General features: G+C 33.9%; 11 protein-coding genes. 4 read left to right on the top strand and 7 right to left on the bottom strand.

Annotation, left to right across the window (positions count from 1 at the left end):
- Window positions 1–12: 12 nt before the first annotated feature.
- Entirely contained in the window at window positions 13–471 is a 459-nt protein-coding gene (locus GKC53_04520) for an aspartate carbamoyltransferase regulatory subunit (protein ID QRN41395.1), read from the top strand.
- On the opposite strand, the gene GKC53_04515 is transcribed toward GKC53_04520, so the two are convergent.
- Together GKC53_04515 and GKC53_04510 are read right to left on the bottom strand one after the other, a co-directional pair.
- Entirely contained in the window at window positions 472–2,457 is a 1,986-nt protein-coding gene (locus GKC53_04515) for a DNA topoisomerase IV subunit B (GenBank protein QRN41836.1), read from the bottom strand.
- Between the two features lie 24 nt (window positions 2,458–2,481).
- Window positions 2,482–2,976, bottom strand: coding sequence for an RNA pyrophosphohydrolase (locus GKC53_04510; GenBank protein QRN41394.1), 495 nt, complete (start codon window positions 2,974–2,976; stop codon window positions 2,482–2,484).
- 510 nt (window positions 2,977–3,486) lie between these two features.
- Between GKC53_04510 and tsaB the strand changes: the two genes are divergently transcribed.
- From tsaB to GKC53_04495, 3 genes are read left to right on the top strand one after another with little or no spacing between them, the layout of a single operon-like run.
- Complete coding sequence (tsaB, locus tag GKC53_04505) at window positions 3,487–4,182, top strand: tRNA (adenosine(37)-N6)-threonylcarbamoyltransferase complex dimerization subunit type 1 TsaB (GenBank protein ID QRN41393.1); 696 nt, start codon at window positions 3,487–3,489, stop codon at window positions 4,180–4,182.
- Between the two features lies 1 nt (window position 4,183).
- Window positions 4,184–4,615: a ribosomal-protein-alanine N-acetyltransferase gene (gene rimI / locus GKC53_04500; GenBank protein QRN41392.1), complete on the top strand. Its 432-nt coding sequence runs from the start codon at window positions 4,184–4,186 to the stop codon at window positions 4,613–4,615.
- Complete coding sequence (locus tag GKC53_04495) at window positions 4,602–5,231, top strand: hypothetical protein (GenBank protein ID QRN41391.1); 630 nt, start codon at window positions 4,602–4,604, stop codon at window positions 5,229–5,231. Before rimI ends, GKC53_04495 begins: the two co-directional genes overlap by 14 nt.
- Here the strand turns inward: GKC53_04495 and GKC53_04490 are convergent.
- From GKC53_04490 to pepN, 5 genes are all read right to left on the bottom strand, one after another.
- Complete coding sequence (locus GKC53_04490) at window positions 5,215–7,065, bottom strand: hypothetical protein (protein QRN41390.1); 1,851 nt, start codon at window positions 7,063–7,065, stop codon at window positions 5,215–5,217. The genes GKC53_04495 and GKC53_04490 overlap by 17 nt on opposite strands.
- Before the next feature lie 102 nt (window positions 7,066–7,167).
- The gene (locus GKC53_04485; GenBank protein ID QRN41389.1) at window positions 7,168–7,437 is read right to left on the bottom strand and encodes a DNA-binding protein HU; all 270 of its coding nucleotides are present in this window, start codon (window positions 7,435–7,437) and stop codon (window positions 7,168–7,170) included.
- A 194-nt stretch (window positions 7,438–7,631) separates the two neighbouring features.
- Window positions 7,632–10,082, bottom strand: a complete 2,451-nt coding sequence (locus tag GKC53_04480) for an endopeptidase La (protein ID QRN41388.1) — start codon at window positions 10,080–10,082, stop codon at window positions 7,632–7,634.
- Window positions 10,083–10,235: 153 nt separating this feature from the next.
- The gene (locus GKC53_04475; protein ID QRN41387.1) at window positions 10,236–10,853 is read right to left on the bottom strand and encodes a redoxin domain-containing protein; all 618 of its coding nucleotides are present in this window, start codon (window positions 10,851–10,853) and stop codon (window positions 10,236–10,238) included.
- A gap of 42 nt (window positions 10,854–10,895) precedes the next feature.
- Complete coding sequence (pepN, locus tag GKC53_04470) at window positions 10,896–13,526, bottom strand: aminopeptidase N (GenBank protein ID QRN41386.1); 2,631 nt, start codon at window positions 13,524–13,526, stop codon at window positions 10,896–10,898.
- Window positions 13,527–13,533 lie beyond the last annotated feature (7 nt).

Genomic DNA, 13,533 nt, shown 5'->3' with positions numbered 1-13,533 from the left:
GAATGAGATAATATTGTGAAAAAACAAACTCTAAGTGTAAAAGCTATTAAAAATGGTACTGTGATAGATCATATTCCTGCAGGCGAAGGACTAAACATCTTGCACTATTTTAAGCTCGATCAACTGCAAAAATGTATCACAGTTGGCTTTAATCTGAAAAGTGATACTCAAAATCATAAAGACCTAATAAAAATAGAAAATATTTTCTTTACTGAGGAAAATATTCAACAAATTGCTTTCTTTGCTCCTAATTGTACTATTAACATTATCCAAAACTTTCAGGTTATTGAAAAAATAACACCTACATATCCCGATCAAGTAATTGGTATTTTTAAATGTCCCAACATAAACTGTGCTTCACATACCGAACCTGTCAAAAGTCATTTTTATGTTAAAAATAAGGATAATAAAACAAAATTAAAATGTCACTATTGTGAGAAAATATACCCATTTGAATGGGTACACAAATAATTAAATATCTGCTTCTACTTGATTACCTTTTTCCTCAACCCATTCACGTCTAGAAGCTGCTTCACCTCTACCCATTAATAACACAAACATTTTATGAGTATCATCTGGTATATCATTAATACAAACCTGTAGTAGTCGTCTGCTATCGGGGTTCATAGTTGTATCTCGCAACTGTTCGGGATTCATTTCTCCTAACCCTTTAAATCGGCTAATAGAGTATCCACCTTCATTAAAACCTTCCTTTGTTAATTTAGTAACTGTACCCTCCAGTTCCAGATGATCTAAAGCATAATATTTTCTTGCTTGTTTATTTTTACCTCTCACATTAACATCCACTCTAAATAAAGGAGGCTGTGCCACAAAAATATGCCCTTTCTCTATCAATTTAGGAAAATGCTTGTAAAACAGAGTTAGCAATAGTACCTGTATGTGGGCACCATCTACATCTGCATCTGATAAAATAGCAATCTTTCCATAACGTAAAGAACTCAAGTCCACATCGTCCTCTAATGTATGAGGATCAACGCCAATTGCAACAGAAATATCATGTATCTCAGCATTCCCTAACAACTGATCTTTATGCACATCAAAACTATTTAATACCTTACCTCTTAAAGGTAAAATCGCTTGATTGTACTTATTCCTCGCCAATTTAGCTGAACCACCAGCGGATTCCCCCTCCACCAAAAATAGTTCTGTTTCTCGGACATCTTCACTCTCACAATCTGTCAATTTTCCGGGGAGTACCGCAAGCCCTGATCCTTTTCTTTTTTCAATTTTTCTAGCAGAACGCATCCTTGCTTGTGCCTGTCTAATGGACAGTTCTGCTATTTTTTTACCTACATCTATATTTTGATTTAACCACAATTCAAGAGTGTCTCGTAATACTTGAGACACTAAACGAGTACTTACTCTATTAATAAGTTTTTCTTTGGTTTGACCTTGGAATTGCGGATCCATCACTCGAGCAGACAAAACAAAGGAGACTCTAGAAAAAACATCTTCACTTTGTATCTTAACACCCCTAGGTAATAGATTGTGTAATCGAATAAAATTATCGACAACAGTAAAAACAGCTTGCTTTAATCCAGACTCATGTGTTCCGCCTAAGGGAGTTGCTATCAAATTCACATAGCTACTAGAAACAACAGAACCTTTTTCACTCCAAGCCAGTGCTACAGATACACCTTCTCCTTTACTAAAATCACCAATATCCTCAGTAAGATAATTTTCCATATATTGAACAGGATGAATTATTTCAGTGTCGCCTAATAACGAGACCAAATAATCCTGTATACCATTTGAATAGTACCATTCTTTAGTTTCTAGATTACCATCCACTCTATGTATGTTTAGCATTACTCTTAACCCAGGCAATAAAATAGCCTTGGCTTTAAGCAAGTTTTCTATTTGAGGGATCGAATAATTTGGGTGGTCAAAATATTGAGTATCTGGCCAAATTCTCACTTTCGTCCCAGTATCATGTTTTGCACAAACCCCAATTTTGGCCAAAGGCTCTATAACTTCACCTCCCGAAAAAGCAATATACCAAATTTCACCATCTCGTTTTACAGTCACTTCCAATCGAATTGACAGTGCATTAGTAACAGAAACACCCACCCCATGCAACCCTCCTGAAAAAGCATAAGCACCTCCTTCTTTCTTATTAAACTTACCACCGGCATGTAAACGGCTAAAAACTAATTCTAAAACACTTACATTTTCATCAGGATGTAGTCCTACAGGGATTCCTCTCCCATTATCCTCAACTTGTAATGATAAATCAGAAAAAATATCTACCTTAATTTCATCCGCAAATCCTCCTAAGGCTTCATCTGCAGCATTATCAATCACCTCTTGGCAAATATGGGTTGGATTATCTGTGTAAGTATACATGCCAGGTCTTTTTTTTACTGGCTCTAATCCTTTTAATACAGTAACACTTGCTTCATCATAGCTTAGGTCTAAGCAATTCTTTTTGTCCATCATATTTAATTTAATCTATTTTTTTCATTTTTGAATTAGGTCAGAATCAACTCCCAGAATAGGGGCAAATTCTTTCAATACTGTTTGATATACTTCTTTTTTAAAGTCAACAATTTCTCTAATGGGATTCCAGTAAGCATTCCATCTCCAACCATTAAATTCAGGATTGCTAGTAGCTCTCAAAGAAATGTCTGAATCTCGGCCAACAAACCTTAGCAAATACCAAATCTGTTTTTGTCCCTTATAAAGGCTATCTGAATCTTTCTTCAACCATTTTTTAGGAACATCATAATAGATCCAATCATCAGTCCGATTAATAATTTCAACATGCTCAGGTTTTAAACCAACTTCTTCCATCAATTCCCTATACATCGCCTCATCAGGCGTCTCCCCTTCATTAATCCCACCCTGGGGAAATTGCCAAGCTAGTTGTCTAACTCTCTTCCCCCAAAATACCTTGTTGTCTCGATTGACAATGACGATCCCAACATTAGGTCGATATCCTAATTGATCTAACATTTTACTACCTATTTAAATTTAATAATTTCATTCTCTCATAATTTAAATTTTAAAACTAGGGACTATTCAGTAAGAGTATTATTTGTAAAAGACTTTATTTTACTTCAATTGTCTATTGCTAACAAAATTGATATTAATCTGGTACTCTTAATATGAGTAGTGGGAATTTTTTGTTTTTATTAAACCAATGTAAAATATTGGCTCCAATTCCTATCGATGTAACACCAGATAATACGGATGGAATCTGGATACCTACTGTGAAAAATAATTTTTATATCTCAACATAAACCACATTCCTACTAAAGTTTTTTGAGTATGATTTACCGATATTCACAATTGGATCAAGTAGCAATCCCCTATTAACATCCATATACCTTGATTAGATTTTGCATTGAGACAGCCAATAGTGCTACAATCAACGAGTACTTGTTGTATGTCAGGTTGTAAACAATCAAACATATACTCATATAGAAAATGTTATAACGCCACTCTTATTGTTTTTTACACACTATGTCCGACATATCAGAATTAATACCACGCTTAGCAATTGATACGAGTACTGAATACCTTTCAGTTGCGCTGCAAACTAAATGCGGAATCTTTTTAAGACATAAAAAAGTTGTTAATAAACATTCTGATTTTATCATTCCTTTTATTCTAGATGTACTCAAGCAAGCAAATATATCCCTCAATGAGATTCAGTTAATTGCCTATACAGCAGGCCCAGGCTCATTTACCGGCTTGAGAATTACTTTATCAGTTGTTAAAGGAATTGCTTTACCTAGAAACATTCCTCTTGTTGCTATCCCTACTCTGGATCACATAGCTTACCAAGTTCATAATATTAATCCTCAGTCAAACATTATTGCATTAATGGATGCCAAAATTAATGAAATATTTATTGCTCAATATCAGTCTAGTCCATTTAAAAAAATTAAGTCAGACTTTATTCTCAGAAAAAATTCCGATGAATTCCAAACATTATTAACACAAGATAATATGATCATTATTAGCAATAATAACTTCCATGAAAATGAAATCACTGTAAAAAATATTTTGGTACGAAACCCAAAAGCTGACCAACTATTTAAATTACTGGATAACACTACAAACTATTCAATGAGTAATGCTAAAAATTCGACTTTAATGTATATTAGAAATAAGGTGGCATTGACACATCAAGAACAACGACTGAAGGTTAAATAATTTGATACGTAAAATACAACTCTCCGATTTAGAATTTATCCATCGTATTGATCAATCAACCAACCCTCACCCATGGAGTCTTGGAAATATTCAGTCTAGTATCCAACATTATTTAGGATACGTATACTTGCATCAAAATAACTTGGTTTCTTTTTTATTATTTGCAAACCAATTAGACTATACAGAAATTTTATTACTTGCCACCGAACCTAAGCATCAGAATCAACATTTTGCAAGCCAACTAATCAATTGTTTAGTAGAATATAACAAAAGAGCTAACATCTATAAAATTCTGCTCGAGGTAAGACAATCAAATTCAATTGCTTTACAATTTTATCAGAGAAAAGGTTTTACCTATTTAGACACAAGAAGAAATTATTACCAAAGTCCTATTGAAGATGCATTAATTTTGAAAAAAAATGTTAGATTTTAAACTATTAGACTACCTCAAAGCACTAGACTTGGAACCTTTATACATACATAAAGAATCCAGTACATCACCTATTGTTGTACCAAACAAACAAGAACGATTATCGCCTGAACCTGTCAAAAAAACGAATATGCCTAATCAGCTTATTGTAACAAATAACCCTGATATTAATCAGCCCCAGACAATAATGGAAAAAACTTCGATAGACAATATCAGTGAGCTAGAAATAAATGCTAGGGCACAATTCATATTAGCCAATCAAAATGAGCATCTTATTCTAATTGGTTTTATGTCATCAAACCTAAATCAAACACAAAGTCCTTTTAAGGAAGGCAGCTATTCCAAATTACTCAAACATCTATTCAAACAACTAAATTTAACTTACCATGATGAAACTTTATTTAAAAAACGAGAACTGAACCAGCTTCGCAATAAGGAAAAAATTCGAGCTATACTACTATTTAGTAAGGAATTTAACTCAACCAAACACATAGTGGAATTACTACAAAAAAACACCCCAACAAAAATATTAGATCATCCTAACAATTTGCTTCGAAATCCATCACTTAAAAAACAAGTATGGTTAGAACTCAAGAAATTTTTTAAAAATCTAAACTAACATTTCCTTGCCTTCTCTTAATATTCTGATAGAAGTAAGCAAGAATGGCAATCTCATTCTTTTTAGCAATCATGTCTCTCGACTTTTCAAAAGAAAGTTTGATTTTTTCTTGACCAAACGGATAATCCAAAGTTTGAGAATTAACTCTCACTATGGTTGGCTGTGACTTTTTATCCAATAAATAATATCCTGGCTGTCCGTTTTTATTCGGACTGGTTGATAAAAATTTAATATATTCCTCTTGAGATAAATCTGATTCCGCTTTCTCTATTGACATAACTAGAGGATGTGTCCAATTTAATAAAACGTTTTGTCCGGAGCTCAATTGACTAAATCTCTTATTGACATCAGCCAAAGCTAATTCCCCAGCTTTCATCATGGTATAATCGTTAACTACCTGTTGTTTTACCTCATTAAAATCAAGTAATCTAGCAGGCCTATCTTCAATTACTCTAACGATCCAATAACTATCCCCCACATTAATTACTTCTGAATTTGATTTATCAGAAATGCTGATAGGATCAAATAAGGTTTCAATAACCTCAACAGGTAATCCTTGTAAAAGTGCCTGTTGTTTAGTAACCCACGCTTCACTAGACTGAACAATATCGAGTCCTAATTCTTTTTCAGAAACTTTATGTAAATCTTTACTTTCATTAAATGAAGCTTCTGATAATTCATCTCTCAACGTAATGAGTTTTTCCTTTGCCTGATTGTATTTCAAAACATACTCAATCCCTGTTCTATCTCTATCATAAGAGACCCAATCCATGGCAGCATCGACTTTGATAATATGATAACCATCTTCCGTTTCAACCAGTTGATTATGTATTTGCCCTGTCCCTAAACTAAATACAGCATCTTCAATGGCTTCATAGTACTGTCCATTTCTCTCAATAATACCAACAGAGCCACCAAATTGAGCTGTGGAAGCATCTTGTGAATATTTTTGTGCATAATCAGCAAATTTTTCTGGCTGTTGTTTTACTTTCTCTAGAATTAATTCTGCCTGTCTTCTTAAACTTGATTTGACTTGCTCATCCAGAGTCTGACTCTGCGGAAACATTAATACAATATGTGAAACCATCCGTTTAGGATTAGCCCCTTTATTATTTTCATAATAAGCTTGTAGTGTTTCCTCTGGAATTTGAACTTGTTTCATCATCCAATCTGGTGTTAAATGTAAATATTCAAAACGAACTGACTGATATTGTTTATATGCCTCCTGATGTTCTTCATAAAATGACTTCAATTCATCTTCATTGTAATGAACCTGGACTTGGTAGTCAGCAACAGGGAAACTTACACTTTGAATTTCCTTTTTAGTCTCATAAACAGTCAAATACTGAAGTAATTGGTAATCTGAAATAATATGATTATTGTTTAAATAATAAGTCATATAAGTAAATATCATATTTTTTTTCATTTCATCTTCAAACAAAAAATCAGAATGATAAGTATTATTAATAAAACTTCTGTATTTTTCTACATCGAAATTACCATTAAAATCTTTAAATGCAGGTTCAGATTTAATTACCTGATTAAGTTGATTAGGAGGAACCTCTATACCAATTTTTTTCCCTCCTTCAATTAAATAGGCTCTTTTTTGTAAAAAGATATATGCTTGCTTAATATTATCCTCATCTTGCATCTGCCTATTTCTTTGCAAATAAGCTTGTACATCAAAATTTGTGATTCTAGTATCACCTATTTCTACAAGATATTGCCTCTTATTAGAGGGACTCAACCCACCTATACCAAAATAAAAAAAACTGGCTACAATAATGATTAAAAATACTTTCACTAACACACTATTTCTGAACAAATCAAACATACTGACAACCAATAAAATGAATTAAAACCAGGCTCTATTGTAACTGAATTTAATAAAAAAGGTGAGCTAAAACTCACCTTTATTTGACACATTGAGGCTCAACTAAACCGATTTTTTCAAGCCTTTACCCGCTCTAAATTTAGGTGTTTTTGAAGCCTTAATCACGATAGGCTCTCCTGTTTTAGGATTTCTACCATTTCTTTCTGCACGCTCCCCTACATAAAATGTACCAAATCCTACTAAAGTAACAGCCTCACCTTTACCCAAAGCATCAGAAATAGCGCCTATAAAACCATCTAAAGCTTTAGCCGCAGTATTTTTAGAAATTCCCGCACTCTCCGCAATTGCACTTACTAATCCAGACCTATTCACAATGAGTCTCCCTTTCAAAAAAATATTAACAATCCTCAAACGAGAACCTAGACGGTGTAAATAACACATGCAATACACATATTTACATATACTTACGATCCTTTATAGCAAGAACAAAAAGCCCATGTCAAGCACTTATACATTTTATTAGCATTTTCTTCCTATAAAATTTAAATAACATATCAAAAATACCACTAATTCTTGCTTACTGTTATTTTTCCTTGCTTACGAGTGTCATTTATCTCAACTGGCACAGCACTACTACTTGAGGCAGTCAACAACTTACTAGATTCCACATCTGAATATGAAGCTTCTGGCATTCTTTCTAATGCGAGTTCTAAAATTTGATCTATCCATTGTACCGCAATTATTTTTAATCCCTCTTTGACATTGCCAGGAATTTCTTCTAAATCTTTAACGTTTTTACTAGGGATCAAGACTGTATCGATCCCCCCCCTTAAGGCGGCTAATAATTTCTCTTTTAGTCCTCCAATTGGTAACATTTCTCCTCTCAGAGTAATTTCTCCGGTCAGTGCAACGTTAGATTTTACCGGAATACCAGTTAAAGCAGAAACCATTGCCAAAGTCATTGCCCCACCTGCACTTGGTCCATCTTTAGGTGTTGCACCTTCTGGAACATGTACATGAATATCATATTTTTCATAAAAATCAATTGGTATACCCAACGACTCAGATCGAGAGCGCACAACAGAAAGAGCTGCTGTGATAGACTCTTGCATCACGTCACCTAGCTTACCTGTTCTAACAATACCCCCCTTACCTTTTAGGGCTACAGCCTCAATAGTTAGTAGCTCCCCGCCAACCTGTGTCCAAGCCAGCCCAGTCACCTGCCCTACCCGATTTTCATTTTCAGCTTTCCCGAAGTCGTAACGCTCCACACCCAAGAATTCAGATAAATTATCTGTCGTAACAATTACTTGATTATTTTTAGATTTCCTCTTATCTGCACTTAATACATGCTCAATAACAACCCGCCTACAAATTTTAGCAATTTCTCTTTCTAAAGAACGAACACCAGCCTCTCTTGTGTAGTAACGAATAATATGCCTGATAGCAGATTCTTGAATTTGAATTTCGTCTTCTGTTAAGCCATTATATTTTATTTGTTTACTTATTAAATAATTCAGAGCAATACTAACTTTTTCATCTTCTGTATAGCCAGATAAGAAAATCACTTCCATTCGATCTAATAGTGCAGGAGGAATATTTAACGAATTAGATGTAGCAATAAACATTACATCAGATAAGTCATACTCCACCTCTGTGTAGTGATCTGCGAAAGAATGATTTTGTTCGGGATCCAAAACCTCTAATAAAGCGCTAGCAGGATCTCCTCTAAAGTCCTGCCCTATTTTATCAACTTCATCTAATAAAAATAGCGGGTTTTTCACTCCAACCTTCATCATGTTTTGGATAATTTTACCTGGCATAGAGCCTATATAGGTCCTCCTATGCCCTCTAATTTCACTTTCATCATGCACTCCTCCTAAAGCCATACGTATATACTTACGTCCAGTAGCATTAGCGATAGAGCGTCCTAGCGATGTCTTACCAACACCAGGGGGTCCCACTAAACACAAAATAGGCCCTTTAATCTTACCCACTCTCTTTTGTACCGCAAGATATTCTAAAATTCTATCTTTAACCTTTTCCAGTCCAAAATGATCATCATCCAATATGTTTTGTGCTTTAGAAATATTGGTATTAATTTTAGTTTTTTTCTTCCATGGTAGTTCAAGTAATACATCAATATAATTTCTAACCACTGTTGCCTCAGCTGACATACTTGGCATCATTTTTAGTTTTCTTAATTCTGCTAAGGCTTTGGTTTGTGCCTCCTTAGACATTCCTGAAGATAAGATTCTATTTTCTAACTCATTTAACTCTTCTTTTTCATCTTCTTCACCAAGCTCTTTTTGAATCGCTTTCACTTGCTCGTTCAAGTAGTACTCACGCTGAGACTTTTCCATCTGTTTTTTTACTCGACCACGAATACGCTTTTCAACTTGGAATAACTCCATTTCTGATTCAATATAACCCAGCAGCAAAGAAGCTCTTTCATTAATATCCAAAGTCTCAAGAATTTTTTGTCTTTGAGGTAACTTTAATTGCATCTGAGCAACAATTGTATCTACAAGCTTACCTAATTTATTAATTTCCTTTATACTATTAACAATTTCTGCAGGAATTTTCTTGCTCATGTTAGCATATTCATCTATTTCATTAATTAAGGCCCTATATAAGACCTCTGAGGTTTCATTTTGCTCTCCTGTATCACTCAATACGGAGACACGAGAAACAAAAAAGGAATCCTCATCTGTAATATCCAGTACCTTAGCTCTATCAATACCTTCTACTAAAGCTTTAACAGATCCATCAGGGAGATTCAATATTTGAACAACCTTAACAATAGTTCCAATTTTATATAAGTCATCGGCTGTTGGATTTTCAATCTGATAATCTCTCTGTGCCAATAAAAATATGGATTTGCATTCCTTTACAGCAGCTTCCAAAGCAGCAATAGATTTTTCCCTTCCAATTAGCAAAGGGATTACCATTCCTGGATAAACAACTACATCTCGTAAAGGAAGTGTGGACAACACATGTGTTTTTTTTCTTGCCATTATGTTTTTCCCGATTTCATAATTGATATAAAGCAATATGGTGGGCAATTATTTAAATTTCAAGTCTTTAAAGTATTAAATATAAAAAACCACTATGACCAATGTGATAGCTTCAATCATAGCGGCTTCAATAAGAAATTTTATATTTTTATTTTATAGGTCTTTGGCATGGCTAGCTAGGTATATCGCCACCCCTTTTGTATCAGGCTTCATCCCATCTGTACCTTTTTGCCAATTAGCTGGGCAAACCTCACCAAATTCTTCTGTGAATTGCAATGCGTCCACCATACGTACCATCTCATCAACATTACGTCCTAGTGGTAAATTATTAATCACTTGATGCTGCACAATACCCTCTTTATCAATTAAAAATGAACCCCTTAAAGCTACTCCCGCATCAGTTTCCACGTCATAGGCACGGATAATTTCGCCTTTAATATCTGATACCATAGTAAACCCAACTGGACCAATCCCTCCCTCATTAACTGGGGTTTCCCTCCATTTCACGTGCACATAAGGATTATCGACTGATACAGAAAAGACTTCTACATTTCTTTTCTTGAATTCGTCCAAACGATTATTAAAAGCAATAATTTCAGAAGGGCACACAAAAGTAAAATCCATAGGGTAAAAAAATACTACTGCATATTTATCTTTTCGCACATTCTTAAAGTTAAATTTATTATCAATAGAACCATCTGGTGTCACTGCTGAAAAAGTTTTATCAGAATCAAAGAAAAATGGTGCTGGTTTAGTCACAAGAACAGACATAATACTCTCCTTCTAAAAAAGTTAATTTACTGTAATAAAATTTTAAATAGATTCATAAATTTTAGTAGCAACTTCTATCACATCGCTAGAAGTAACACGACGTAAAAGCCACTTTATTTTTTTCTGAATTATTTTCTGACGATCATCATCCAACATATTAACAACCTTAAATGAATCTACTAGTCGTGAAGCCATCATAGGATTAAATTTTTCTATTTTTACAATTAATTTTGCAATAAATTGATAGCCCTGTGCATTTATTTGGTGAAAGAAAATCGGATTTCGCGTAAACGTAACTAATAATGCCCTGACTTTATTGGGATTAGTTAAATCAAAATAAGGACTCTTTAAGCTTTTTTTAACATTCTTAAAAGTATCTTTTGCGAAACTAGAGGCGATCAAGTTAAAATACTTGTCCAATACTAAATCTTCACTTTCAAATTGTTTGGCAAATGAATCCAAAAGCGCCTCTTTGGCCTTGCTGTCGATATGTTTAATAGAATCTAATAAACCTATTCTATGCGTCATATTTGTGGATATTTGTTCATAGTCACGAGTAAACTGATCAAAATAATTTTTATCAGCATGAATCAAATAACTTCTAAATACATTAATCAAAGCTCTGACCCACTCTAATTCAGGATGATATCGCTCTTGAACACCAAAGGGGTCACTAGCTTCATAGCGTAACAACAAATTGTATTTGGATTCTATACTGGCAAAGCAATACAATGCAATTTGTGACTTGAAGTCTTCAATAACCTTTTGTAATAAAACTGGATCAATGGGTGCATTTGCTTCTAATAATTCATTAAAGCTTGGTAACACTAACATCAAGGATAACAAAGCATAATTATTTTCTGTTTCAATCATTTGATTAATTTTTGAGCTAAACCCCGAAATTGATGGGTATTTCTTACCTATTTTCTTTGCTTTTAAAAATTTTTTAATATATTTTTTGTATAATTTTTGGGAAGATTCCCAACGGATAAATTCATCGCTATCATGTAGCATTAAAGTCAACAGCTCATTCTCTGATTGCTTATATTCTAATTTAATTGGTGCTGAGAATCCTCTTCCAATCGACAGTATAGGATTCTGATTAGTATTAATCCTAAATTTTATCTCTGCCTTCCTATTTTTTAGTAGTAAAACATTTTCATCTTGCCATTGCTTAATATTTTTGATTTGATAACTTTGTTTTCTCCCATCATCAGTTAGAAATCCCATCTTAATAGGAATCAACAATGGCTTCTTATTACCTCCCGGAATATTCTGCTTGAGTTTAATCAAAACCTCTTTTTGATCCTTGTCAAAATATTTTTTTACTTTCACTATAGGTGTACCCGCATATGAATACCACCTTAAAAACTGAGGTATTTTCATGCTATTCGCATCCACCATTGCACTAAAAAAATCCTCACAAGTGACCGCTTGTCCATCATGTCGCTCAAAGTAAAGTTGCATACCTTTTTGAAAACCATCTTCTCCTAAAATAACATGCAACATACGTACCACTTCAGCACCCTTTTCATATACAGTTGTTGTATAAAAATTATTAATCTGTTCATATGCCTCAGGTCTTACTGGATGGGATAATGATCCTGCATCTTCTATAAATTGAAACTCGCGTAATATCTTGACAGCCTCAATTCTTCTTACTGCTCTTGAACTCATGTCAGAAGCAAACTCCTGCTCTCTGAACACCGTCAAACCTTCTTTTAATGTTAACTGAAACCAGTCTCTGCAAGTCACTCTATTACCAGTATAGTTATGAAAGTATTCGTGCCCAATAACTGATTCAATATTGGAAAAATCTCTATCTGTAGCTGTTTTAGATGTTGCTAGTACATATTTAGTATTAAAAATATTTAACCCTTTATTCTCCATTGCTCCCATATTAAAATCATCTACGGCAACCACCATAAAAATATCTAAGTCATATTCCAAATTAAAACGATCCTCATCCCATTGCATTGCTCTTTTTAAAGACTCAATTGCAAAATCGGTTTTTTCAATATCTTTCTGTCGGCAATAGAATTTGATCCTGACATTCCTACCAGAACGAGTAATATAGACATCTTCTTTATGTGCCAGCTGACCTGCTACCAATGCAAATAAATAACTCGGTTTTTTATAAGGATCATGCCACGTGATCCAATGCCTATTATTCTCTGTTTCTCCAAATCTAATTGGATTACCATTAGAAAGTAAAACAGGATATTTATCTTTATCTGCTGTAATCGTAACAATATACTCCGCCATAATGTCAGGTCGGTCAAGAAAATAGGTAATCTTGCGAAAACCTTCAGATTCACATTGAGTGAATAAATTTCCCCCTGATTCATACAGCCCCATCAACGTTTTATTCTCTTTAGGCTTTAATCTCGTGACTATTTCTAACCTAAAGTCTTTTTCTGGCACTTTCTCTATTCTTAACTGATGCTCAGTGAGCACATAGTCACCCTTCAACAACTGCTGACCATTTAACTCAAGACTAAGCAACTCTGCCTCACCATCCAAAATTAATACATTATCAGAACCCAATGGATGTATATCTAATACTGAATCTACTACTACATCTTCCTGATGAATATCAAAGTGTAGATTAATAGTCTTAATCACAAACGGCAAAGATGTATAATCTTTTAAATATTTTACTGAATTTTGCATAATCACT

It is taken from the genome of Neisseriaceae bacterium (assembly GCA_016864895.1).
Taxonomy (GTDB): domain Bacteria; phylum Pseudomonadota; class Gammaproteobacteria; order Burkholderiales; family Neisseriaceae; genus QFNR01.
The sequence above is the reverse complement of the archived record's forward strand: the minus strand, read 5'-3'. Positions and strand labels throughout refer to the sequence as shown.

What these genes read in the sequence shown, in the direction of transcription:
- pepN (QRN41386.1), bottom strand. Translation starts at nt 13,526, where the DNA reads ATGCAAAATTCAGTAAAATATTTAAAAGATTATACATCTTTGCCGTTT.
- GKC53_04475 (QRN41387.1), bottom strand. Translation starts at nt 10,853, where the DNA reads ATGTCTGTTCTTGTGACTAAACCAGCACCATTTTTCTTTGATTCTGAT.
- GKC53_04515 (QRN41836.1), bottom strand. Translation starts at nt 2,457, where the DNA reads ATGGACAAAAAGAATTGCTTAGACCTAAGCTATGATGAAGCAAGTGTT.
- GKC53_04490 (QRN41390.1), bottom strand. Translation starts at nt 7,065, where the DNA reads ATGTTTGATTTGTTCAGAAATAGTGTGTTAGTGAAAGTATTTTTAATC.
- GKC53_04495 (QRN41391.1), top strand. Translation starts at nt 4,602, where the DNA reads ATGTTAGATTTTAAACTATTAGACTACCTCAAAGCACTAGACTTGGAA.
- GKC53_04510 (QRN41394.1), bottom strand. Translation starts at nt 2,976, where the DNA reads ATGTTAGATCAATTAGGATATCGACCTAATGTTGGGATCGTCATTGTC.
- GKC53_04480 (QRN41388.1), bottom strand. Translation starts at nt 10,082, where the DNA reads ATGGCAAGAAAAAAAACACATGTGTTGTCCACACTTCCTTTACGAGAT.
- tsaB (QRN41393.1), top strand. Translation starts at nt 3,487, where the DNA reads ATGTCCGACATATCAGAATTAATACCACGCTTAGCAATTGATACGAGT.